The sequence below is a fragment of the Bacillus sp. Medicinal_06 genome (assembly GCF_056711665.1).
On sequence record NZ_JBWYHD010000004.1, the window covers coordinates 449,592 to 473,050 of the forward strand.

The window sequence follows — 23,459 nt, forward strand, 5'->3', positions numbered from 1 at the left end:
AATGAAATGAACAGAAGAAATTAAAATTGTACAGGATTCAGCTAGTACCGTATGGTTATAAACGGCATATATATGATGTTTAAAAAGTAAAATAAATAAAGAGATATGTTTATTTTGCTATTCGTGGAGTAAGTAAGGAACCGATTAAAGTTGAGATTAGATGAGAAGAGTTATTTTTACTGATGGTACAGAATCACGTCCATATCCCACGACAAAATTAATAAGGAATCATTTACTTTCTTTCTGGCAATCAATTAGCAATAACATATTAACATAACGAAGAATAGTAACCTATATATTTAATGGAGTGATGAAGTAGCAGAGAGGTTTATGAACCCTCTTTGGCGTAGCAATGTACTCGCAAGAGAAAGCCGATTCGGGAAAGAATTTGATGAAAAACCTGAATAATGGAGGTGATGATGAAAATGAACGTAATTAAAACTTTATTCGAGAATGTAAATATTGTAGAGCCGGACGTATATAAGGATCATAGAGGATTCTTTAAAGAAAGTTATAACAAAAAAGTATTTGAACAATTACAAGTGCCGTATCAATTCGTTCAGGACAATATATCAAAATCGGTGGAAGCAGGGACAATAAGAGGCTTGCATTTTCAAACAAATCCTAAAGCTCAAACGAAGCTTGTGCAGGTGATGAAAGGAGTTATATTTGATGTTATCGTGGACTTGCGAAAAGAATCCCCCACATATAAGAAATGGCAAGGATTTATATTAAGTGAATATAATCATCGGCAGTTGCTTGTGCCAAAAGGATATGCACATGGTTTTTGTACATTAGTTCCTAACACAATTGTCCTGTATAAGGTCGATGAACATTACGATTTCCAATCTGATAGTGGGATACGCTGGAATGATGAAGAGTTGCAAATTGATTGGCCGGTTAAGTACCCGATTTTATCCAACAAAGACCAGGCATTGCCGTCTTTACAAGATGGTAATCATAATTTTCATTTTAGGGAGAAAAGCACATGAATATTTTAGTAACAGGCGGAGCAGGTTTTATTGGTAGTAATTTTATAAGATCTTTAGTTAAGAAGTACCCGCACTATAACATTATTAATTACGATGTATTGACTTATTGCGGAAATTTATTGAATTTAGAAGAGATAAAGGGTAGAAAGAATTACCGGTTTATTAAAGGAGATATTCAAAATAAAGAATTGCTTTATCATGTAATAGATCAATATGAAATTAACAGTATTATTAACTTTGCCGCAGAATCACATGTTGACCGCAGTATTGAAAATCCACAAATCTTTTATTCTACAAATATATTAGGAACAACTACATTGTTAGAAGTTGCTCTTGCAAATCAAATTGAAAAATTTATTCAAATTTCTACTGATGAAGTGTACGGTTCATTGGGGGAAACAGGAGTATTCACAGAGGATACGCCATTGAACCCTAACAGTCCTTACTCTTCTAGTAAAGCGAGTGCGGATTTGATTGCGTTAGCTTACTGTAAAACGTATGGTTTACATGTAAATATTACACGATGTTCTAATAATTATGGTCCTTATCAATATCCGGAGAAATTGATTCCTCTTATGATTACAAATGCCTTGGAGAATAAACCTTTGCCTGTATACGGAACGGGTAGAAATATTCGAGATTGGCTCCATGTATATGATCATTGTACAGCGATTGATTTAGTACTCCATAAAGGGAAAAAAGGCGAGGTATATAATATCGGCGGAAATAATGAAAAGCGCAACATTGAAATTGTAGAGCTCATTCTTGAACAGCTAGGCGCCTCTAAAGATCAAATTACATTTGTAAAGGATCGGCTAGGACATGATTGGCGCTACGCTATTGATGCTGAAAAGATTAAAAAAGAGCTTGGATGGAAGCCAGTATATACGTTTGAAGCGGGCCTTCAGGAGGTTATTCAATGGTATAAACGGAATGAAACCTGGTGGAAGCCTCTAAAATACGGTACATCTTAGTAGAGGGAGAGAGTTATGAAGAAAGTAATAGCGATTACTGGGGCGAAGGGGCAATTAGGCAGACAGTTTGCTGAAGATTTACATGGTTTAGGTTATCGGGTTTGTGCTTTAAGCCGAGAAGATTTGGATATAACGGATTTTTCAAAGGTCGATCTCATTTTAAGAAAAATAAATCCTAACATTATTATTCATTGTGCTGCATACACAAAGGTAGATTTAGCCGAAACTGAAAGAGAGAAAGCATTTCTTGTAAATGCTCTTGGAACAAGAAATGTTGCTGTAGTAGCGGAGAAGTTGTCAGCTAAACTTGTTTATATTAGCACGGATTATGTATTCGATGGAAAAAAAGACACTGGCTATGATGAGTTTGATACTCCTAATCCGATAAACGTGTATGGAGCCTCAAAATATGCAGGAGAAAATTTTGTTAAGAACTTTCATTCACGCCATTTTATTGTGCGTACTTCTTGGCTTTACGGCAAATATGGAAATAACTTTGTTGAAACGATGTTGAAGCTTGCAAAAAATCAGCTGGGGATTAAAGTAGTGAATGACCAAACAGGATCTCCAACTCATGTAAAAGATCTAGTACAATGTGTGAAAGAATTGATGGAGACAGAACTATATGGAACGTATCACGCATCCAATGCTGGAGCTTGTACATGGTATGAGTTTGCTAGAGAGATATTTTCTTTATGTGATATAAGCGTTAATACAACACCTATTTCTACGAAGGGATTTGGCGCGGGGGCTCCACGTCCTGCTCATTCGGTTTTAAAACCTTGTGCGCTGCGATTGAATAGACTCAATTTAATGAAACCTTGGCAAGAAGGGCTGGGGGAATATTTGAAAGAAAGGGCAACGGGTAGACTGTAAAGTTCTTATTTGCTTAGTTCCTAAAGTATGCTGCACGAAAAATAATGCTAACTTCTAATGGTATTTTTAAGAACGAAGGATAATAGATCTTCTCAATGTAGAAGGAAAGATATGATCGCGATAGACTTAGCTATTTAATGAAACATCGCATGAGAAATTGCTCTACCCTTAGCAAATCTAATCTTCATGTACGTGGGTGAATGTCTATAGAAAAACGTACATGACATGGTGGAAACGGGGGAAGGGAACAGATCTTTAGTATTGCCTTGGTGGGAAAGATAAATATCCGTCTAAATTCTACTATCATAGATATAATTCATATATTATAAAGAAATTTATCATTTTGATAACCAAAAGAACCAGGGCGCATAATGTAAAGAAGGGATTTAAAAGTGTGCAAAAAACCAGCATGGAAAATAAATCGAATTCTGAATTTATAGGAGAAGATTAGATGAACAGTAAAAAAATAAGTTTTATATCTTGTGTTAATGATTTTGAACAGTACAAGATAGCGTTACGTCATATTGATTCCTTGAAGGTTCCTCCTGGTTATGAGGTTGAAACCGTAGCTATCGAAAATGCTACCAGTCTTACATCTGGATATAATGAAGCGATGAAAAAAAGTGATGCGAAATATAAAGTTTATCTTCATCAGGATGTTTATATTCTAAACGAGCAATTTATATATGATGTAATTAGATTATTTCAGAACTATCCTAAACTAGGAATGCTTGGAGCAGTAGGGGGGAAAACAGCCCCAAATGGATTATGGTGGGGGAGTTCAGAAGTATACGGAGATGTATATGATGGTTCCAAAGGAAGAGGTAACTTAGAGTTATTGGCGCATCGTAAAGTAATAAATGATTATGAGCAAGTGAGGGCTATTGACGGTTTAATAATGATTACTCAGTATGATCTTAGATGGAGAGACGATTTATTTCAGGGATGGCATTTTTATGATATTTCCCATAGTTTTGAGTTTGCAAAGGCTGGATATGAGGTAGGGGTTGCGAAACAAATTAGTCCTTGGTGTTTTCATGATTCTGGTCCTCTAGATTTTACTGGTTATGAGGAAAATAGGAATATTGTTGTTCAAAATTATCCTGAATATGTTTTTTAAAAACAATTGCTATGAGCCTTGTAATAGTTTCATAAGAACTCGACATCGATAAGTAACGTTTTAACTTACACAGTGAAGGATAGCTTATTTACTATGTTATTAGACATAACTGTCACATGTCACTAGGATAGTTTATTTGATAATTTTACAGGGAAAAGTAATAGATTATCGGATTTAAAACAATACATTATATCGCATCTTATAAAGCATGGAAAATCGTATATAAATTTTTAATTTTCGTAAAAATAAGTTTATCAACTAGAGAGAAAATTCAATTCAAATAGGAGGTAGCTTATTTTGAACTTTGAAGGATTTTTTGATGTTTGCAATCACCATATGCTTCTAGGATGGGGAATGAATAAAGATAGAGACGATCAAGTTATAAATTTTGATATATATGATTTTGATCAATTAATTGCAACAGTACCTGCTGATCAATTCCGTGAAGATTTATTAGTACTTGGAAAGGGAAACGGCCATCATGCTTTTCTATACCCAGTTCCGTGGTATTTAAAAGATGGTAAAGAACATGTAATTAGTGTGAAAATTTCAGGAACGAATATGCATATAATGGGAAGTCCTAAAGCATTAGAGTATGATGTTTTTACAAAACAACGTATTGAAGTTGCTAGAGATTGTTTACACGGAATAGGTATTGAGATAGGTGCGCTGCATAGTCCATTACCAGTAAGAGGTTTAGGTAGCATCCAATCTCTCAAATATGTCGATAGGATGGATAAAGAAAGTTTACGTAAGTATTATCCGGAGTTAAATAATTATGATCTTGTAATGGTAGATATTATTGATGATGGAGAAAAATTAACCACAATAGACGACAACTCCTTAGATTTTATCATATGTAATCATATGTTAGAACATTGCGAAGATCCGATTGGAACAATTAAGAACTTTATGCAAAAGTTAAAGGTTGGTGGAGTGGTTTATTTAGTAATTCCTGATAAACGATCTTGCTTTGATAAGGATCGTGAATTAACGTCGTTTGAACACTGTGTGCAAGATCATCTGCAGGGGTCGGAAACCTCTAGATATAATCATTATCTTGAGTGGGCTAAACTTGTTGATAAAGTATCGGAAGAAGAAATCATAAGTGAAGCAAATAAAAATATGACAAAGGGGTTAAACATCCATTTCCATGTATGGGATTGCTATAGTTTTTATGAGTTTTTAGTTAAAACAACAGTATATTTGAACAATAGTTTTAATATTGAAAAATATGAAAAAAACACAGCGGAGATCATTACTGTATTAAGAAAAAAATAGATTGGTTTAATAATCTCTTCGTATACTTCAATGAAAAAATGTGTAGTCGAGCATCAAGATATAAACAGAATATTTAGTTGTACTAAATAAGACTGATATTTATATTTTTTTTAATATGTTGTTTATCCATTCGAAAATGGATAATCTGTTGCCAGAGTTTACAGCGACAGGATATCTTTTTTATAGAAATAGAAAGATGAAAGGGAATTTTAGTAAAAATGTAATTTAAAAGTTTTAGAATTTACTTTAAGCTATATGAACAGTCTTATAGATGCGTGAAAATGAAAGTAATTATTTGGGTTTTTATGAATATATTGGGATATATCTGAGGTGAATACATTCATTGAGTATTTCTGTTGGTAAAGTAGCATTGTCATAATAAGGAACTTTGAATGACTGATTATATTATTATGAAAACAAACATACATCAATATCATATGAAGGGGAGGAGATTATGTATACAGATCGCGGGAAAGAAATGTATATTGAGTTACTAAAAAAGGCGATTTTGTTTGAGATTTGGCAAGAGCATGAACAAGACCTTCTTGCTGGATGGGTTGCTAAACGAGAAATGCCTGCAGATCCCGAAAAAAAGAGAATGGGAGAAATCTGGCCGAAATTTGCTCACAGTATGGTCGGACGTATGCGTATGGATAATTTACAGATGTGTATGGAAACGGTTTTGAACGAAAATATAGAAGGCGATTTTATTGAAACTGGTGTGTGGCGAGGGGGAGCCTGTATCTTTATGTGTGGTTTTTTAAAGGTTCATGGAATTGAAGACCGCAAAGTATGGTTAGCGGACTCGTTTCAAGGGTTGCCAGCTCCAAATGAAATAAAGTATCCGAGAGATAGAGGCGCAGGATTTCATACGTTTGATTATTTGCGTGTATCCTTAGAGCAAGTACAGGGGAATTTTCAAAAGTATGACTTGCTTGATGGGAATGTTCGATTTCTACAAGGGTGGTTTAAGGATACGTTACCTATTGCTCCAATTGATAAATTAGCAATTTTACGATTGGATGGTGACCTTTATGAATCTACAATGGATAGTTTGACAAATTTATATGATAAGGTATCAAAGGGTGGTTTTATTATCATTGATGATTATGCGTTGCCTACTTGTGAACCAGCAGTTACAGATTTTCGTAGAGAACGCAATATTACGGAGCCTCTTATTCGAATTGACAATCATGCCGTATACTGGCGAAAATTAAAAGATTGATTCTTCCCAAGATGTTTTCACTTTATTTGTTATGAATGTATTCTTAGTTTTTACAGATTAATTTTCTGAATGTTTGGATTTTTGAGCGTGTAATCCACCATTTAAACATATTATATCTTTGGGGTATTTTATAGAATAAAACGAAAATGTAGATGAGAGGTGTTCGATATGTATAACTTTATCGAAGAATTTCACAAACATTATTATAATAGCTTAGTATGGGATACGAGCACGAGATGGCTAGGAGTTCCGATTCAAAAATTGCCTTCAGATTTATTTTTATATCAGGAAATGATATATGGAATTAAGCCCGATCTTATTATTGAATGTGGGACACACAGTGGAGGAAGTGCGTTATTTTTTTCATCAATGCTGGATTTAGTTCAAAAAGGGAAAATTATTTCCATTGATATAGCACCTCAGCCTAATCTTCCTACTCATCCACGATTAACTTATTTGCAAGCATCTTCAACATCCCCTGAAGCGATAGACAAAGTCAAAAGTATGATTAATCCCGGAGATGTAGTAATGGCGATTTTAGACTCCGATCACAGCAAAAATCATGTGCTTGATGAATTAAGATTATATAGTAAATTTGTTACAACAGGAAGTTATTTAGTTGTCGAGGATACAAATATAAATGGTCATCCCGTATTACCGCATTGGGGACCAGGACCAATGGAAGCACTAGAGGAATTTTTGAGGGAGAATAATGAGTTTGTCATAGATGAAAGTAAGCATAAATTCTTTGTAACTTTCCACCCTAAAGGATTTTTATATAAGGTAAGATGAGGAATATAGTATCTTAAATTGAACGGTTTGCAAGTTCTTTTTATAAAGACTTAGTTTTTTTATTGTAGTGGAATGATTTTTATTTAACTCAGAGTAAGAGAATGTATATAAACTAATATGGAAAGCACAAGTTTTTAATTAACCAAAAGGAAGTTAGTGCATATTTTAAAAAGGAGGACTTAAAAATATGAAGAAGAAAAAGTAACTATAATTTTTAACTCATAGGGGACAAATTGATGAATAATAAAAAAGTGTGTTTCATATCTTGTGTGAATAATTATGATGAGTACAATACGGCTTTACGGTATATTCAATCCCTTAAGATTCCTGACGGTTATGAAATAGATACAATAGCTATTGAAAATGCAGTTAGTCTTACATCTGGATATAATGAGGCAATGAAAAAAAGTGATGCGAAGTATAAGGTATACATTCATCAGGATACTTATATTTTACATGAAGACTTTCTATACGATATCATTGCATTATTTGAAAAAAACCCTAAATTAGGTGTGGCTGGAGTATTAGGGGCAAAAGGGATACCGAGTCTTTCTGGATGGCCACGTAGATTTACGTATGGAGGGTTATATCAAGCGCCTACCAAGGAAATAATACAGCTGTTATGGTTTCATACTGTAAAGAATGACTATGAAAGAGTGTTAGCTGTCGATGGTTTCATCATGTTTACTCAGTACGACCTCCCATGGAGAGAAGATATATTTCAAGGTTGGCATTTTTATGATATTTCCCAAAGCTTAGAATTTGTTAAAGCAGGATATGAAGTAGGCGTTGTTAAACAAGTAATTCCTTGGTGTCTTCATGACTGTGGAATTATAAGTATAGAAGGATACGAAGAAAATAGAAACATCTTTCTTCAGAGTTATGGTAATGATATTAAAAATAATCAGTGGCGTTTATTTTGGAATGTATAGTTTGGTGAATCACCTGCTACGATGAAGATATTTCTAACGGTATTTATGAACAAGTAATATGATTTAAGAAGAATACAGGTTTTCTAGATTATTGAGATATAAATAATTAGTAGAAGAAAACGATTTATAAATATAAATTATTTTTGGCAAATAGGTAGAATAGTAATTATTCTACCTTATTTTTATAGAGAAGAATTTTGGGGTATTAAGGGGGTATTTTTTGAGAGAAAGTTATGAAGTATTTAGATGTAATTAAAAGTATAGGAAGTAGTAGTTTCGATTATTTTGTAACTGGAATTATTCTATTAGTTTGAAGTAAAAAATATTTGCTTGTATCCTGCATTAACGGGCAGCAAGGCTCCACCTCAAGTTCAGAGAGAAACGAGAAAGATAGGTGGGGGCTGATTAAAGTTGCAATTTACAATAATTATAATCTAAGGAAGGAGTGTATTAAAGTATCATGAAAGAAGATTACGGATATCAGAATTTGTATGATCATCCTCTAAATTCTTCTCAAAATAATTCCAATGCAATTTCACAAAATAAATTTAAAGATCTTATCATCATATTTGTATCTTCTGAATATGATGTCCCATATTGGCCATTAGAAAGAGGAATTATTGATAGTCTAAAAAAGGCTATTCGGGAATTACATGTAGTATCACCAAAGCAGGATTTAGTTCGAGTAGCACAAAAAATAAAACCAGATCTTGTACTTGTTTTTAGTGGATTCAAGATACCTTTTTATCACGTAGAAATGCTGAGGAGCATTGGTATAAAAACAGCTGTCTGGATGACGGATGATCCATATGTGATAGACCAAAGTAAAAAAATTGCTCCTCATTATGCTTTTGTTTTTACACAAGAAATCAATTGTATTTCTTTTTATAAATTAATAGGTTGTCAAAATGTTTATCATCTGCCGCTTGCTGCAGACACTAACGTATTTCATCCGAAAGATATTGATGAGAAATATAAAACAGATATTTTGTTTATCGGGGTTGCATTTTCAAATCGTGTAACATTTTTTGATGAAATTGCAGGCTATTTGGCAAGTAAAAATACGCTAATTTCTGGCGTCGGATGGAACAGTTTACAGAATTATCATTTGCTGCAGCAAAGAATCAATGCAAATCATTGGCTGTCTCCTGAAGAAACCGCAAGCTATTACAATGGGGCAAAAATTGTGCTCAACATACATCGTTCGCACGATGACCCAACTATTAATAAGAATCGCGAAAGGATAGAAGCCTTATCTCTTAATCCTCGAACATTCGAAGTATCTGCTTGTGGGGCGTTTCAATTAACTGATATTCGTTCAGATTTAAGTAAGTTTTATCAACCTGGCTATGATATTGAAACATATTGTACACCTCAGGAGTGTATACAAAAGATAGAATATTATTTAAGTAATGAAGAAGAAAGAAAAATGATAGCGGCAAGGGCTTTAAACAGAGTTCAAAATGAACATACTTTTTCACATAGAATCTTAGATTTACTTGGCATAGTTTTTCCTGAAAAAGATCGGGAAGAAGAATAGTAGTATGTATGATTATATAAAGAAGTATTATAGATAAGAACATCCATGAGGCTTTTTATTGTTGAATTTTAGAATAAAAAGAAAGCAATGTATAGAAGATTCTCTATACATTGCTATTTTTTTAGAGAGTGAATGTTATTCAATCTCTAAGAAAGCGTAAGTGACAGCTACCACCGAAGCAGCAACAAGACCAGTAGATTGGATAAGTTGAATTTGAACTACGTCACCAGCGTTTAATGGCACATCAGGAACACGGATTGTTCCTCTTAGTAATGGAAGGGCAACGACACCTGGAATAGTTGCTGTCGTTGCTAGAGGGATTGTAGCAATAGGCTGTGGCGTATTAGTGCCAATTCCGCCTGGGAATCTCACTATTTGGGCAATGAGGCCGCCGCCAAGTATACCCGCAACAGCGCCAATCAATGAAAGTCCAGCAGTGATATCGAATAGACCAGATGTAGTTACTCCTACACCAGTAAAAGGATTTGCTGGGAGTGTGATGGATCCTGCGAAACCTGGAGGAACAGGAGTTGCTGCTGTTACAGGAATTGTGGTTGGAAGAGGAGGTAAGAATCTATCAAAAGCGATTGGAGCTCTGTTAGTTCCTCCTAGTAGTATTAGGCCTGCCACGTCTACTAACGCAATAGTTTGAAACGTACCACCGTCCTGAACTGCAAAAGCACCATCTTCACCAGCACGACTAGGGAAAGGAACAGTGATAGGTCCCGGAGTAGGACATGAAACAGCATCCGGAGACCGGAAAGCATGATGATTTGATCCACAATGATTAAACATATATTCACCTTCTTTTCTTTTAGAGTACATTATATTTAATGCAAGTAGGTATAAAGTTGAAATGGACAAATTCCTATTTTTTTGTGAATAGTGGAGATGTCTAATGTGTTTTAATCTGAAAATTCGAACTCCAAATGACAAAGATAATTTATTCAACTATTTGTGAGTAATAACTATCGGTAAAAGGCCGACTGGTCGGACTGACCATTAGTAGGAATGAAAGTTTCACTGTATTAAAATGTTATCTTTTTTTCTGTTTATTATATAATTACGATAATATTAGAGGAGAAGAGTCGTTATTTCAATGATAATAGTGTAGCAAAGTGTTATATTTTAAGGTTTATAACATTAGAAAATATGATAGGTGAGTTCATAAATAATCTATATTTTAGAAGGTATATGAAACTGTATATTATGTCTGTATACAAAAAAAGAACGCAAATTTCCGTACCCGCTGAATATACATCTAACAGTAAGAGTTTGTAAGAACAGGAGGGAAAGGATTTGAAGCGGAAACCAAGCAAAAAAAAAGATAAGCGGTCGATCATATATATTTCACAACCTACATTTGATGAGGCTAAATTGAACATGCAAAAGACATTTGTTATAAAGCCGGAAAAACAAGTAGAATCTGCACGGGAAGAGGAAATAGATACTAAGGAAGAAATAATAAACATAAAGAAAGAAGTGGATGTGAAAGCAAAAGCTGAAGTCATTGAAAAAGTAAAGAAAGAGGCAATAAACATAAAGAAAGAAGCGAATGTGAAAGCAAAGGCTAAAGTCATTGAAGAAGTAAAGGAAGAGGCAATAAACATAAAGGAAGAAGCGAATGTGAAAGCAAAGGCTAAAGTCATTGAAGAAGTAAAGGAAGAGGCAATAAACATAAAGGAAGAAGCGGATGTGAAAGCAGAAGCTGAAGTCATTGAAAAAGTAAAGGAAGAGGCAATAAACATAAAGGAAGAAGCGGAAATTACTCAAGAACTGCAAGGGGAGGAGAATTCACCAGAAACAGAGGTAATAGCTGCAAAAGAGAATAAAGAATTTGAAAGGGCAGCGTTGAATGAGGGAAAAGGTAAGGAAATAAACTCACCTAGAGGAGTACGAAAAAGAAAGTCCTTTAAAGATATGAATAATGAAGAAAAACTCTATTTTTTAATACAAAAACCTAAGTATATTCCGAAAGTGAAATGTCAAATTAAAACAGTAAAAGAAAATTTAACTGGATACGTACTTTCTTATGAAGAAGGATATGTAGCAATCAAAATGATGGAGAAAACAAAAGAAATTAAAGTTAAATTCGAAGATATCGTTCACATTAAAATGATGGGTTTATAGAAACAAATAAATATAGAAAGGTGACAGACACTCTGCCACCTCATAGTTTTTGGGGTTTACAATAAAATTACACTCTACTAACGAAAGTGTCACGGAAACATTGAATTGCACAGAAGCATCGTAAGTCAACTGTAATACAGAAGTTAGTAGATGCTAGACCAAAGAATTCTGTTGTTAGTCTAGGAGCAACTCCTGAACCTCCTCCAGTATCTCGGAAAGTAATACCGTTTTGATATTTACAAATTAAAGCTCTTGCGATTGCTTGGAAATCAGCCTGTGTTGATGGAAGCCCTGCCACTGGTAAGAATAGTGATAATTCTCTAACGAGATCATCTAAAGCAGCAGCGGTAAGATTGGATACATCTGGTATTAATACTCTAAGAACCGCACAACAATCGCCATCTACACTTTCAACGCGTAAAAATGGAGATGGAATAGGAATAGGCAACTCAAAAGCATCAGCTGTTACAGACGCTGTATTAATAACGTTAAAGCAGCCTGCTGGTAAGAAAATGCCTCCTTTTTTATCAAATATTGCGAAAGGGCGGGTATTAGCGATTGGAGAAGTACCACCACAGTTTGCACCTAGAATCGGATTTTCGCAACCAGTCGGGCAACTATCAAGTTGTACGTCTTGTAGTTCGTTGATAAAATTCACGACGTCGCATACACAATTGACATCGGAACAGTGCTTTTTGTCATCATGGCAACTCATTCTATACACTCCTTATCATTAAGTTTTGATTTACATTAATAGAATATTGAAGAGGGGGTAAATCGGTTACTCCTCTTACAGAGTTTTTTTTATCTGGGTAGAAGTAATGAAAAGGTAGGAGAGGGAAATGTTATTTACAAGTTGGCTTGTGTTCTTTATTTTTGCATGTGCTGCCTTCCGGTTAACGCGGCTTATTGTATTTGATAAAATTACATCATTTTTACGGGCACCTTTTATTGAAGAGGTACAAATTACAGAACCTGATGGAAATATTTCTACCTATATGAAAATTAAAGGAACAGGATTGAGAAAATGGATAGGGGAATTGTTAAGTTGTTATTGGTGTACAGGGATATGGGCGAGTGCATTTTTATTGTTATGTCATAAGTGGATTCCAAAAGTAATGGAGCCGATTATATTATTATTAGCGGTTGCGGGTGTCGCAGCAATTATTGAGACGATTGTTAGTCGATTGATAGAAGAATAAGAAATAAGGGAACGAAACAGAGGGATTGTTCATATAGTAAATCGAGCGTAAAAAATAGAGGAGATGTTTGCGATGACAAATTATCAGCAACCGAATCCGAATAATAACCTTCAATATTGGTATCAAGTGCAGCAACAGATGAAGAATCAACAAGCACAACAACAACTGCAGCAGCATCAGCTATTAGAACAACAAGGATATGTGAAAAAGAAAAACTGTAATTGTAGCGGAAAGAAACAAATCTTGTCAGATCAGCAAGGTCAAGGTTAAGTAAACACTCATGTTATCGTGAGTGTTTTTGTTTTGTGCACAGCTAGTTAATGATAACTGTACTAGCAAAATTTTTTATTCTTCACATATGATGTGATGTAGTTGGAAGAGAATGAGTGAAGGAGATGAAGTTGAAAAGAGTGTTAACAACATTTTAAACGCTAAGGGACATTTGTAATGTTGTTTTTATAGGATATTCATGGAGAAGAGATTTGTACTTAAATCTTAAATATTTGGAACATGTGTCCGTGGAAGATTGTGAGTGATTAGAGAGTAGGAAATCTCAATCAGCAGTTTGGAATATATACATCACGTAAACATTGAATACCGCAGAAACAAGTTAAATCAAGAGTGATGTAAGAAGAGGTTGCATGTAATACAGCATCTGGTCTAGTTAAATATGTACAAATAGGGTTTAAATTAGCGTCTTCTCCCCGATTTGTGACAACAATCAATGGTTGAAGTACAGCGTAGCAAGAGTCGTCTATATTTTCGACGCGAAAAATGGCTGATTTACAGTTTGTAGTTATACTAGGTACATATGCTTCGAAAGGATTTCCGGATTTTGTGAACAAAACGAAAGGGCGTGTGTTTGCGGTTTTTGCCTCATAATGGGGATCGAGGAAGGGAATGTCATAATATAAGGAAGGAGTAGTTGATGCACATTCTTGTAATTCATGTATAAATGAAACAACGTTACATACACAACCTGCATCATAATCTGAATTATGTGTATTGTTACAGTTACAGCCCATATGATTCACTCCTTACTTTTTAAGTTTATTCTATATAGAATATGAGTCGAGAAGAGTCGATATTACGAGAGACAAAGCTGATTTCTTTTAGCTGGGCCCCGGTATTGTTTGGGAAAGATACAAAAAAACAGCGCCATATGATGTTAAGGCGCTGACTTCTTCGGCAAATCTTTTCGAGCAATATATAAAAATCTCGATATATCTAATTTTTTTCCTCTAAAAAATTGCGGGGAGGAAATATACAGTTCTTCTTTTGCGCGTGTGATGGCGACATACATTAACCGTCTTTCCTCTTCTAATGCTTCAGAAGTATCTGTCACACGGTCATTTGCATCTTTTAAAGAAGAAGAATGAGGCAGTATGCCATCACTTGCTCCGAGTAAAAAGACACATGGAAACTCAAGGCCCTTTGCATTATGGATAGACATAAGGGAAACAGCATCTTTCTCTTGCATTGTTTTTAATGCTTCCATTTCTTTTTGGCTTTGAATCGCCGTACTAACAAATTCTAAATAAGCAGGGATATCAGTAAATCGAGTTGCTGATTCCATAAGTTCTTCGAGCATTTCTTCTTGTATATCTTTATGCATCGTAAAGGAAGAACGATCATTACTTTGTAAGTATTCTAAGTATTTACCTTTACCCTTAATAATTTCTTTTAATGCTTTCTTTGGTTCCAATTCTTTAATAAATTTAATGAAGTCAATCCGGTCGTTTATTTTTTTGACTTGAAATGGTTTTAAACTTGGGTTGAGCAATAAAAAATGCAGGAGGGAAGGGAATCTTCCTTCGCCGTATTTCCACTGTTCACGTTCAATAAATGAAATGCATTCATCGCGGCCAATATACATGGTTGGTAATATGCTTGAGAGCGATTCGATTCGAAACGGTTCATATGCGAGGCGCAGATGATCGAGTACGGGTTTAATTAAAGAATGTTCATAGAACGATTGACTTGCGCCGTGTTTAATAAATGGAACTTTATGAATCGTCAGTTGGTCAAGTAAAGAACGGCTGACAGAATGTGTACGGTATAATAAGCAAAAGTCTTTGTATGATCGTTCGCCGCTCGCTACTTTATCTTGAATGAGTTGCAGGATTTGATTTGCCTCATCAAGAGTAGTTGCAGGCCGTGCGTAAAATGGCTGCACTCCTTCTTCATGAACAGAATATAATTCTTTTTTAAAACGTTCTTGATTCAGTTTAATGACTTCATTTCCAAGTCCAACGATAAATGGATTCGAACGATAATTTGTATTTAAAGCAATTATGGTTGTATCTTCAAACTCTTTTGGGAATGATAAGATAATTTGATGGCTTGCGCCGCGCCAGCCATAGATTGCTTGATCGTCATCGCCCGCGATAAATAAATTATTTCGCGGCGAAGCTAACAGTTTTACAATCTCATATTGTGCATAAGACGTATCTTGAAATTCATCGACTTCAATGTAGTGGAACCTATTTTGTAATTGCGTTAATAAAGGTGCGTTATTTTCAAGCATGTAGAATGTTTCTAGTAAGATATCATCAAAGTCTATATACCCATATCTTTTTTTTACATCTTCATAGCGTTCATATACTTCGCGGAACTCTTGTTCAATGGGTGTTTTTGCTTGTACATCTTTTGGTCGATTTAATTTGTTTTTTTCGAGCGAAATCATGGCGAGCATTGTTTCTGCATCGTAATCGTCTTTTAAACGCAATTCTTTCAAGATTTTCTTTATCATAATTTGTTTATGTTTTTCATTTGCTAAAATCTGCTGGTTGTATCCTTGGCTACGAAGTAATTTTAAAAAGACAGAATGGAATGTGCCTGCGACAACATATTGGCTTGCCACGCGGTTCATACCAGGTAAGCTTGCTACGCGGCTTCGAATTTCTTCAGCAGCTTTTTGTGTAAACGTAAGCAGTAAAATATTGCGTGGATGAACATTTTTTACATTGATTAAATAGCCAACACGCGTTGTTAAAACAGATGTTTTTCCGCTACCAGCTCCGGCTAGTGTAAGAACGGGACCTTCTGTTGTTCGCACTGCTTCTAATTGTTTTTCATTTAAATAAACGCCTTGCCGCTCTAAAGCACGAAAATAATTGACATCGTTATCCTTCTCTACAATTAAATTGACAGAGGTTTTCGGAATATGATAGGTTGCCTGCGGAACGCTAGCGTGTGTTAATGATTTTTGCGAAAATTTTTCTTGAGTCATACATTCACCTTCAAAACTATAGCATCAACTTTTAACTTTAGCGGAAGAAAAAGAAAATAGCAATGTAAAAAACAGGAGGGGGTTACCTCCTGTTTTGAAAATCATAACTCTTTTATCATCACAACATGCGGTATATCCGCCTCCATAAATACATCAGAAACAGTTTCATATCCGAGTTTTTTATAGAAGGATTCCGCATGTGTTTGCGCATGAAGTTTCAATTTTGGTAGCGACTCTTCTTTTGCATATGCTTCGAGCGCGTCCATAATGATTTTTCCGACTCCCTTTTTGCGATGAGAAGCGAGAACACATATACGTTCCATTTTCCCAATGCCATCCACGATGCGAAAGCGACCTGCTCCGACTGGAATATCCTCATCATATATAACAACGTGTTTGGAGATTTCTTCAAATTGATCGTATTCTTCTTCAGCGGACACATGCTGTTCTTCAACAAAGACTTGTTTACGTACAGAGAATGCATCTCTTAGTTGTTCGTCTGTTTGTACGATTTGTGCTTGCAAATTAGTTGTTCCCCTTTCCAAGATGGAATGTTTCATGTACTGTCCATGTTTCATTTTCTAATTGATATAGAAGGTGGAAACGGTCGATTGGTTGTTCATAATAAAAGTCTTTCATACGTAAGCGACCTAATACATCCGCATGCTCTGCATCTGATAAGTTTTGTCCAATTGTTAAATGTGGTACGAAAGCATACTCACGCTCTTGTGTGAAGAGTCCTTTATGCATTTCTTCGTTTAAGAATGTAAGTTCAGGTGTTTTTTCTACTTTGAAATAAATAACATTATTAACAGGTGCAAATGAGCTTACCTTTCCAACATGAAGGGTAAACGGATTTGTTTTGTTTGCGATTGTATGTAGTTCTTGTACAATCGATTCTAATTGTTCATCTGGTGCCTCAAAGGGTGTTTTTAATGTAATATGTGGTGGAACTAATGCATAATGCGGATCATAACGCTTACGCAATCCGTTCGCTTTATCTTGAATCATTTTTGATGGAAAAATTACAATGCCTAGTTTCATCTTTATATTCCTCCCTTTGTAAGTCTAGTTAGATTTTGAGAAAATAAATCTCTTTTTTTATTATATCAAAGAATTCTGAATACTGCTTCCTATTATTTCATTGATAGAATATACGAGAATGCTTTTGGTAAATCTGTTTGCCAATATTTCCACGTATGATTTCCTTCAAATTCTTCGTAATGTGTGATGAATTTTCTTTCTGTAAGTAATGCATGCAGTTCACGATTTGGCTCTACAAAGTCAGAAACTTGTCCATCCGTTCTTTTTACAGCAGTTTCTTCTGTCCCAATTACATGATAAATTTCCAATGCTTGCGGTTCTGTAAAATCTTTTGCAAGGCTAAGTACGGTTTCATCGACAAATGGAGATTGCATAACAACTTTGCCAAATGTATGCGGATACATAAGTGCTGTCATAAAGGACACTGTACCGCCTAGAGAATCACCGATTAATACACGACCTTTGCCCATTTGGTATGTTGGATAATTTTCATCGATATATGGAACGAGTTCGTGGGCAAGGAAACGAATATAGGCGCTGTTTTTCACATCGTTTGGAAAGTATTTTTCTTTACGATCATGTACATTTTTATATGGAATACCGACAATAATTGTTCGGTCAATTTCTTCATTTTCACGAAGACGTTCAATTACACGGTGCGCTTTACCAAGTTGAAAATAGTCTCTTCCGTCTTGTGCAATGACAACTGTGTGCTTATGAAGCGGCGTATAATTAACTGGTAAATAGACGAGAAGTGTAACCTCTTCTTGAAGCGATGTACTGTAAAATGAAAGTTCTTCGATTCTCCCGATTGCTTGATTCATGTGTGATCCCCCTAATAAAAATATGCTGTAGTTGCTCTGTGAGGGTGGCGCAAATAGCAAAAATGAACGGACATATCTACTACCCGTGCTTCTCATTTTATATTTTACCATAATGGTAGGAAGAATCTAAAAAATTAGTATTTATAAACCTTTCTTTTTAGGTAGGAGAAGAACTGCCAGTAAACGTCCGAGTGGTGGGGGCTAATAATCAGTGGGGGTGGGGAAAAACTATTGATTAAAGTTTTACTTTATATGTTGAAAGATTAAATTGGGTTTATATATAATGAAGTGGGGATTTTTACAGGGAGAGGGGTAAAACAACTTTGAAACAAGAAAAATCAATTGCACTACCGTTAGCAGTTTCCATTATAGCCATTTCATTTGCAGCTGTTTTTGTAAAGATGTCCTCAGCGCCATCTTCAATTTTAAGTATGTATCGGTTATGGATTATTGTAATCTTGATGCTTCCAATCGTTTGGAAAAAACGTAAAGAGTTTCGCAGAATTCAAACGCGAGATTGGTATTTTCTAATAGGATCAGGATTCTTTTTAGCACTGCATTTTCTCTTATGGTTTGCATCTTTAAAGTTTACAACTGTTGCTAGCTCCACCATTATTTTAGCGCTCCAGCCAATTGTATCGTTAGTTGGAGGTTTTTTTCTGTTTAAAGAAAGAACGACTTATTCAGCGATTGCCACAATGGGGATTGCCATCCTTGGCGTAATGTGTATTGGATGGGGAGATTTAGGGTTAAGTAAGCAGGCAGTAATTGGAGATATCTTATCCTTTTTAAGTGTAATTGCAGTTGTTGGCTATTTATTCATTGGGCAAACAACTGTAAAAAAAGTTTCGCACTGGATTTATAGTTTTACCGTGTTTGCGTTTGCGGGAATATTTATCGCTATTTATAACGTAGTCATGAGTGTGCCGTTTACAGGATATTCTACATGGGACTGGTGGATTTTTATTTTGCTTGCGATTGTACCAACTGCTTCACATATGATTAATAACTGGCTATTAAATTATGTGAATGCGACAACAATTTCAATGAGTATTTTAGGAGAGCCTGTTGGAGCGTCAATATTGGCATTCTTCTTACTAGGTGAAAAGCTGAATGGTATGCAAGTTATTGGCAGCGTTCTCGTATTATGCGGTGTGTTTATTTTCTTGTTGCAGCAGCAAAAACGTGTGCAGAAAGAACCAGTTCAAAGTGCAGCATGTACGCAAGAACTGTAGTGTGTTTATAGATGATTAGTAGGCTGTTAGGGGGAATCCTAACAGCTTTTTTCGATATAAAAACCTTTCTTTTTGGGTGGGAGAGAGGATCTGTCCGTGTATAGAAGCGGTCAGCGCCTTTTTTAGCCCCATGTCAAGTGGAATCAAAGAGAGAAAACGAGTGGAAATCTCCTTTTTGTTGAGTACAAATAAAATTGTTACATTTACAATCAAGATGTTTAAAAACGTCAGTCATGCTATTCCATTAAAGGGCCAGATTGTGGAAAATCAATTTGAAGATGATGAAAATATTTTGTTTGAATGGGAAGTATTACACTTAAACCAATAGTGCAGATTAATTGAGGAAGAATGGATTCCAGAAGATCGTCCATTAGAGTCGATTTTTTTCTTTGTCACTGTTTTAGATAAAAGAGTTACTATTTGAAGCACGTTGGAACCACATTTATAGTGATAATATTTTATGAATTGGAAAACAATAGTGCTTAGGAAAGGAAGGATTGCGAATGTCTGTGAAAAAGTGGTTAACTGGATTGGTCGTTTTGCTTGCGATGATTGTGGGTGTGACAACTTCAGGCTCACCCAGTGTATTTGCCGAATCCGGCGTCGTAACACAGTCTATTGAGTCAGAGAAAGTGATTGAGGTCGAGTTGAACGATGATTACTTTAATCCGAGAGTCATCAATATTCCGATTGGAAAAACGACAACGTTGATATTGAAGAACCAAGGTAAGAAAGAGCACACCTTCACAGTGGAAAAGCTCAGAATTGACGTCGAAGTCCAGCCGGGAAAAGAAAAAACCATTACCGTGAACCCTAAAAAACCCGGTACATATGAATTGATATGTCGGTACCATTTCCAGAAAGGAATGGATGGAAAAGTAATAGTCAAATAACAAGCAGGGCCAATCGGGCCTTGCTTGTTTAATAAGCAACGGTAGCTTACTTATTATTACTCAGACATCATTATAACATCTAACTTTCCTCAGCAAACAGAAGTTCTTATGAAAACGTAAATGCTTACTTTTTGTAAAGAAAAGAGGTAGATTTGTTCAATAAGACATAGGAATTAAGATCTTGCACAATCGGGCGCGATTGTGCAAGAACACTTAGATTTAAACAAATGTATTGTTATATTTTTAAGTGAAGTATTTCACATCAAAAATGAAATAACTTTATCATGTTACACTTTTGTTTTCATAGCATCGATTTATATGGTTTCGAAAGTTTTTATAAATTGGTATATAATGGATGTGGAGGTGGCTTTATATGTACTTTCCATCAAAAAAAGATGTGTGGTTATATCCAATTTATTTGGCGGGAGTCGCTGCTTGTTTTGCTCCATTTCTTGCAGGAAGGGATTATTTCCTTCTATTTTTCACCATTCCTATTGCCGTTCTTCTTATTTGGAGCTGGTTCACAACGGGTTACAGAATAAAAGATGAACAGCTTATCATTCGATACGGACCGAGGAAAAAAAGAATTTCAATCAAAGATATAAGAAAAATTTCAAAAACTAAAAACCCGTTAGCGGCTCCTGCACTATCTTTTGATAGACTAGAAATCCTTTACGGTTCTCAATTTGAAACAGAATTGGTTTCACCGAAAGATGAGCAACAATTTGTTTGTGTTTTAAAAAATATTCATCCACAAATTGAAGTGGAAAACCATTTAATAAATGAGTGAGAAGAGTGGTCTCTCAAGGGCCACTCTTATTTTTTGATTAGGCAAGGAAATACATAAACTGAACAAAGGAAGAAATTTTATTTCGGATTTGTGATAAAAGGTTGAACATGAACAACACATAAATCTCGAAATTTCCCTTCGGCAGTAGTGACGATGACGACAGCTCGTCCGGCGTTCTTTCCAGTTATGATTGCTTTGTTTTGATCTGTATGAATTGTTATGACGTTAGGATTCATATTTGTCCAAATGAGTTCTTGATTTGTTGCTTGAATTGGGAGAACAGAGGCTGATAATTCAGCGCTTTTCCCTACTTTTATTTTTAATTTGTCTTTTTGTATATGCACACCAATTACAGATACGACAGAAGGAGCGATTGAAATGTGAGGTGAATTTGATTGTATGTTTGGACAAGAAGCATTTGTAATAAGTGATAGTTTTTTTGAGCTTTGGTGTTGTAGTGATGCCATCATTTTAAAGTCTCCTTTCTGTATAAGTGTTGATACTAATACTATAACGAAGTAGTGTTATGATAAATTTAACGAAACATAAAGAAATTGTTAATTTCAAAGAGAAAAATGTCGAAAGGTACATAAAAAGAAAGGAACCCCCGCTTTTATGATGAAAGCGAAGGTTCCTTATTTTAAAAATATTACGCAGTTTTTTCAAATTCCTCAAACTGCTTTTCAACCTCTTTTGAAGGTTTTGTTAATAAACTAATGATAATAATTGCAAGTAAGCTTGCAGCAAATCCTGGGATCATTTCGTATAAAAAGTCTTTTAAAAACTTAAATTGTGTCCACGTAATAACAGTTACAGCCCCAGCGATCATTCCAGCTAGTGCGCCCCATTTTGTCATACGTTTCCAGTATAAGCTTAGTAAAATGACCGGGCCGAATGAAGAACCGAAGCCAGCCCAAGCGTAGCCAACAAGCGCTAGGATTGTGTCATTTTGTTTAAATGCTAATCCACAACCAATAAGTGCGATAACAAGAACAGCCATACGACCAACAAATACAAGCTCACGATCAGATGCAGAACGTTTAAAGAATGTTCTATATATGTCTTCCGTTACTGCACTTGAAGTAACAAGAAGCTGAGAAGAGATTGTACTCATAATAGCCGCTAAAATAGCTGCTAATAAAAATCCAGTAATTAATGGGTGGAATAAAATGTTACCTAGTTCAACGAAAATTGTTTCTGGGTCAGAGAGCTTTAATCCCGCTTTTGAATAGTAAGCGATACCGATAAGGCCAGTAAACATAGCTCCTACTACAGAGAAAATCATCCAGCCCATACCAATTCGACGTGCGCTTTTAATTTCTTTTACAGATGAGATAGCCATAAAGCGTACGATAATATGAGGTTGCCCAGCATAACCAAGACCCCATGCAAATAATGAAATAATACCTAATACGGATGTACCTTTAAAAATATCTAATAGTGCTGGGTCAATAGATTTAATTGTATCAAATGCTGGTCCAAGGCCGTTTACATTCATAATTGTTACGACCGGAACAAGGATAAGAGCAACTACCATGATGATACCTTGAACGAAGTCTGTCCAACTTACAGCTAAGAAGCCGCCGAATAATGTGTAAGCTACAACAACGCCTCCAACAATAAGTAGTCCAACATGATAATTCATGCCAAATGAATTTTCAAATAATACAGCACCCGAAACGAATCCTGAAGCTACATAAAATGTGAAAAAGATCATAATAACAAGTCCAGAAACGAGACGTAGCATATGAGATGCATCATGGAAACGATGCTCTAAAAATTCTGGAATAGTAATAGAGTTGTTTGCAATTTCTGAGTAGGTACGTAAGCGAGGAGCGACATAGATCCAGTTTGCGTATGCGCCAAGTGTTAGGCCAATCGCAATCCAGCTACTACTTAATCCAACGCTAAACATTGCACCGGGTAATCCCATTAACAGCCAGCCGCTCATATCGGCTGCTCCAGCACTTAATGCTGTTACTGCGGGGCCTAGTGTACGCCCGCCAAGCATATAATCTGTTAAGTTGGATGTTTGTTTATAGGCAAAATAGCCGATAATTAACATCCCGAGCATGTAAATAGAGATAGAAATTAAAATTAACATCTGCGTACTCATGTAGTTCCCCTTCCTTTTGTAATATCTTTTGATGAATTTTGCATATTTATAATCTATCATGATTATTTCAGAAAATCCATATACAAATACGAATTTTCTGAAATGTAAGCGTTTTTTGACATAGATTTATTTTTAGAATATATAATTTTCTGACAAAAAAGCTTAATTTAAATAGAGTATTTATTATATTTACATAAAAACAGGTTGTTTTGTCAATATAATATTGAATGAAGAAAAAAATAAAATTTTTAAAAAAGTATT

The 23,459-nt window shown here is 35.2% G+C and carries 25 protein-coding genes; 16 read left to right on the forward strand and 9 right to left on the reverse strand.

The window, feature by feature from the left end; all coding sequences use genetic code 11:
• Positions 1–425: 425 nt before the first annotated feature.
• The 9 genes from rfbC (at position 426) to AC1M36_RS12450 (ending at position 9,732) form a co-directional block, all read left to right on the forward strand.
• On the forward strand, positions 426–992 hold the full coding sequence (gene rfbC, locus AC1M36_RS12410; protein WP_336453957.1) for a dTDP-4-dehydrorhamnose 3,5-epimerase: 567 nt from the start codon (positions 426–428) through the stop codon (positions 990–992).
• Entirely contained in the window at positions 989–1,966 is a 978-nt protein-coding gene (gene rfbB / locus AC1M36_RS12415) for a dTDP-glucose 4,6-dehydratase (RefSeq protein ID WP_336453958.1), read from the forward strand. The genes rfbC and rfbB overlap by 4 nt, the downstream gene beginning before the upstream one ends.
• Positions 1,967–1,981: 15 nt before the next feature.
• Positions 1,982–2,842, forward strand: coding sequence for a dTDP-4-dehydrorhamnose reductase (gene rfbD / locus AC1M36_RS12420; RefSeq protein ID WP_336453959.1), 861 nt, complete (start codon positions 1,982–1,984; stop codon positions 2,840–2,842).
• A gap of 451 nt (positions 2,843–3,293) precedes the next feature.
• A complete protein-coding gene (locus AC1M36_RS12425) occupies positions 3,294–3,962 on the forward strand; it encodes a glycosyltransferase family protein (protein ID WP_336453960.1) in 669 nt (222 codons plus the stop codon).
• 297 nt (positions 3,963–4,259) lie between these two features.
• Positions 4,260–5,243, forward strand: coding sequence for a methyltransferase domain-containing protein (locus AC1M36_RS12430; protein ID WP_336453961.1), 984 nt, complete (start codon positions 4,260–4,262; stop codon positions 5,241–5,243).
• A 454-nt stretch (positions 5,244–5,697) separates the two neighbouring features.
• The gene (locus AC1M36_RS12435) at positions 5,698–6,468 is read left to right on the forward strand and encodes a TylF/MycF family methyltransferase (RefSeq protein WP_336453962.1); all 771 of its coding nucleotides are present in this window, start codon (positions 5,698–5,700) and stop codon (positions 6,466–6,468) included.
• Positions 6,469–6,636: 168 nt separating this feature from the next.
• Positions 6,637–7,260: a cephalosporin hydroxylase family protein gene (locus tag AC1M36_RS12440; protein ID WP_336453963.1), complete on the forward strand. Its 624-nt coding sequence runs from the start codon at positions 6,637–6,639 to the stop codon at positions 7,258–7,260.
• A 236-nt stretch (positions 7,261–7,496) separates the two neighbouring features.
• Positions 7,497–8,192, forward strand: coding sequence for a glycosyltransferase family protein (locus AC1M36_RS12445; RefSeq protein ID WP_336453964.1), 696 nt, complete (start codon positions 7,497–7,499; stop codon positions 8,190–8,192).
• Between the two features lie 460 nt (positions 8,193–8,652).
• Positions 8,653–9,732 carry a CgeB family protein gene (locus AC1M36_RS12450; RefSeq protein ID WP_336453965.1) on the forward strand — a complete coding sequence of 360 codons (1,080 nt, stop codon included), beginning with the start codon at positions 8,653–8,655 and terminating at the stop codon, positions 9,730–9,732.
• Between the two features lie 135 nt (positions 9,733–9,867).
• Here the strand turns inward: AC1M36_RS12450 and AC1M36_RS12455 are convergent, their stop codons facing one another.
• Entirely contained in the window at positions 9,868–10,527 is a 660-nt protein-coding gene (locus tag AC1M36_RS12455) for a hypothetical protein (RefSeq protein ID WP_336453966.1), read from the reverse strand.
• Between the two features lie 504 nt (positions 10,528–11,031).
• Between AC1M36_RS12455 and AC1M36_RS12460 the strand changes: the two genes are divergently transcribed.
• Entirely contained in the window at positions 11,032–11,862 is an 831-nt protein-coding gene (locus AC1M36_RS12460; RefSeq protein WP_336453967.1) for a CotO family spore coat protein, read from the forward strand.
• Positions 11,863–11,929: 67 nt separating this feature from the next.
• Here the strand turns inward: AC1M36_RS12460 and AC1M36_RS12465 are convergent, their stop codons facing one another.
• Positions 11,930–12,577, reverse strand: a complete 648-nt coding sequence (locus AC1M36_RS12465) for a CotY/CotZ family spore coat protein (protein WP_336453968.1) — start codon at positions 12,575–12,577, stop codon at positions 11,930–11,932.
• 127 nt (positions 12,578–12,704) lie between these two features.
• Between AC1M36_RS12465 and AC1M36_RS12470 the strand changes: the two genes are divergently transcribed.
• Together AC1M36_RS12470 and AC1M36_RS12475 are read left to right on the forward strand one after the other, a co-directional pair.
• Entirely contained in the window at positions 12,705–13,064 is a 360-nt protein-coding gene (locus tag AC1M36_RS12470; RefSeq protein ID WP_336453969.1) for a DUF1360 domain-containing protein, read from the forward strand.
• Between the two features lie 63 nt (positions 13,065–13,127).
• Positions 13,128–13,334: a cytochrome C oxidase subunit III gene (locus AC1M36_RS12475; RefSeq protein ID WP_336453970.1), complete on the forward strand. Its 207-nt coding sequence runs from the start codon at positions 13,128–13,130 to the stop codon at positions 13,332–13,334.
• Positions 13,335–13,621: 287 nt separating this feature from the next.
• Here AC1M36_RS12475 and AC1M36_RS12480 read toward each other — a convergent pair whose 3' ends face one another.
• The 5 genes from AC1M36_RS12480 to AC1M36_RS12500 form a co-directional block, all read right to left on the reverse strand.
• Positions 13,622–14,089, reverse strand: a complete 468-nt coding sequence (locus tag AC1M36_RS12480; RefSeq protein WP_336453971.1) for a CotY/CotZ family spore coat protein — start codon at positions 14,087–14,089, stop codon at positions 13,622–13,624.
• Positions 14,090–14,232: 143 nt separating this feature from the next.
• Positions 14,233–16,296 (reverse strand): ATP-dependent helicase, encoded by a 2,064-nt coding sequence (locus tag AC1M36_RS12485; RefSeq protein WP_336453972.1) that lies wholly within the window; start codon positions 16,294–16,296, stop codon positions 14,233–14,235.
• Between the two features lie 101 nt (positions 16,297–16,397).
• Positions 16,398–16,820, reverse strand: a complete 423-nt coding sequence (locus AC1M36_RS12490; protein ID WP_479845916.1) for a GNAT family N-acetyltransferase — start codon at positions 16,818–16,820, stop codon at positions 16,398–16,400.
• Position 16,821: 1 nt separating this feature from the next.
• Positions 16,822–17,340 (reverse strand): YjcG family protein, encoded by a 519-nt coding sequence (locus AC1M36_RS12495; protein WP_336453974.1) that lies wholly within the window; start codon positions 17,338–17,340, stop codon positions 16,822–16,824.
• Positions 17,341–17,432: 92 nt separating this feature from the next.
• Positions 17,433–18,164: an alpha/beta hydrolase gene (locus tag AC1M36_RS12500; protein ID WP_336453975.1), complete on the reverse strand. Its 732-nt coding sequence runs from the start codon at positions 18,162–18,164 to the stop codon at positions 17,433–17,435.
• Positions 18,165–18,487: 323 nt separating this feature from the next.
• On the opposite strand from AC1M36_RS12500, the gene AC1M36_RS12505 reads away from it, so the two are divergent.
• The 4 genes from AC1M36_RS12505 to AC1M36_RS12520 all read left to right on the forward strand — a co-directional run bounded on the left by AC1M36_RS12505 (position 18,488) and on the right by AC1M36_RS12520 (position 21,082).
• The gene (locus AC1M36_RS12505) at positions 18,488–19,399 is read left to right on the forward strand and encodes a DMT family transporter (protein WP_431613316.1); all 912 of its coding nucleotides are present in this window, start codon (positions 18,488–18,490) and stop codon (positions 19,397–19,399) included.
• 160 nt (positions 19,400–19,559) lie between these two features.
• Complete coding sequence (locus AC1M36_RS12510; RefSeq protein ID WP_336453977.1) at positions 19,560–19,727, forward strand: hypothetical protein; 168 nt, start codon at positions 19,560–19,562, stop codon at positions 19,725–19,727.
• 175 nt (positions 19,728–19,902) lie between these two features.
• A complete protein-coding gene (locus AC1M36_RS12515) occupies positions 19,903–20,292 on the forward strand; it encodes a cupredoxin domain-containing protein (protein ID WP_336453978.1) in 390 nt (129 codons plus the stop codon).
• A 373-nt stretch (positions 20,293–20,665) separates the two neighbouring features.
• A complete protein-coding gene (locus AC1M36_RS12520; protein WP_336453979.1) occupies positions 20,666–21,082 on the forward strand; it encodes a PH domain-containing protein in 417 nt (138 codons plus the stop codon).
• A gap of 77 nt (positions 21,083–21,159) precedes the next feature.
• On the opposite strand, the gene AC1M36_RS12525 is transcribed toward AC1M36_RS12520, so the two are convergent.
• A complete protein-coding gene (locus AC1M36_RS12525) occupies positions 21,160–21,552 on the reverse strand; it encodes an Ig-like domain-containing protein (RefSeq protein ID WP_336453980.1) in 393 nt (130 codons plus the stop codon).
• A 179-nt stretch (positions 21,553–21,731) separates the two neighbouring features.
• Positions 21,732–23,198 (reverse strand): sodium/proline symporter PutP, encoded by a 1,467-nt coding sequence (putP, locus tag AC1M36_RS12530; protein ID WP_336453981.1) that lies wholly within the window; start codon positions 23,196–23,198, stop codon positions 21,732–21,734.
• Positions 23,199–23,459: the final 261 nt, after the last annotated feature.

Coding starts and splice junctions, on each gene's coding strand:
- AC1M36_RS12485 (WP_336453972.1), bottom strand. CDS start 16,296: ATGACTCAAGAAAAATTTTCGCAAAAATCATTAACACACGCTAGCGTT.
- rfbC (WP_336453957.1), top strand. CDS start 426: ATGAACGTAATTAAAACTTTATTCGAGAATGTAAATATTGTAGAGCCG.
- AC1M36_RS12495 (WP_336453974.1), bottom strand. CDS start 17,340: ATGAAACTAGGCATTGTAATTTTTCCATCAAAAATGATTCAAGATAAA.
- putP (WP_336453981.1), bottom strand. CDS start 23,198: ATGAGTACGCAGATGTTAATTTTAATTTCTATCTCTATTTACATGCTC.
- AC1M36_RS12445 (WP_336453964.1), top strand. CDS start 7,497: ATGAATAATAAAAAAGTGTGTTTCATATCTTGTGTGAATAATTATGAT.
- AC1M36_RS12440 (WP_336453963.1), top strand. CDS start 6,637: ATGTATAACTTTATCGAAGAATTTCACAAACATTATTATAATAGCTTA.
- AC1M36_RS12520 (WP_336453979.1), top strand. CDS start 20,666: ATGTACTTTCCATCAAAAAAAGATGTGTGGTTATATCCAATTTATTTG.
- rfbD (WP_336453959.1), top strand. CDS start 1,982: ATGAAGAAAGTAATAGCGATTACTGGGGCGAAGGGGCAATTAGGCAGA.
- AC1M36_RS12475 (WP_336453970.1), top strand. CDS start 13,128: ATGTTTGCGATGACAAATTATCAGCAACCGAATCCGAATAATAACCTT.
- AC1M36_RS12515 (WP_336453978.1), top strand. CDS start 19,903: ATGTCTGTGAAAAAGTGGTTAACTGGATTGGTCGTTTTGCTTGCGATG.
- AC1M36_RS12425 (WP_336453960.1), top strand. CDS start 3,294: ATGAACAGTAAAAAAATAAGTTTTATATCTTGTGTTAATGATTTTGAA.
- AC1M36_RS12480 (WP_336453971.1), bottom strand. CDS start 14,089: ATGGGCTGTAACTGTAACAATACACATAATTCAGATTATGATGCAGGT.
- rfbB (WP_336453958.1), top strand. CDS start 989: ATGAATATTTTAGTAACAGGCGGAGCAGGTTTTATTGGTAGTAATTTT.
- AC1M36_RS12500 (WP_336453975.1), bottom strand. CDS start 18,164: ATGAATCAAGCAATCGGGAGAATCGAAGAACTTTCATTTTACAGTACA.
- AC1M36_RS12435 (WP_336453962.1), top strand. CDS start 5,698: ATGTATACAGATCGCGGGAAAGAAATGTATATTGAGTTACTAAAAAAG.
- AC1M36_RS12465 (WP_336453968.1), bottom strand. CDS start 12,577: ATGAGTTGCCATGATGACAAAAAGCACTGTTCCGATGTCAATTGTGTA.
- AC1M36_RS12455 (WP_336453966.1), bottom strand. CDS start 10,527: ATGTTTAATCATTGTGGATCAAATCATCATGCTTTCCGGTCTCCGGAT.
- AC1M36_RS12450 (WP_336453965.1), top strand. CDS start 8,653: ATGAAAGAAGATTACGGATATCAGAATTTGTATGATCATCCTCTAAAT.
- AC1M36_RS12470 (WP_336453969.1), top strand. CDS start 12,705: ATGTTATTTACAAGTTGGCTTGTGTTCTTTATTTTTGCATGTGCTGCC.
- AC1M36_RS12525 (WP_336453980.1), bottom strand. CDS start 21,552: ATGATGGCATCACTACAACACCAAAGCTCAAAAAAACTATCACTTATT.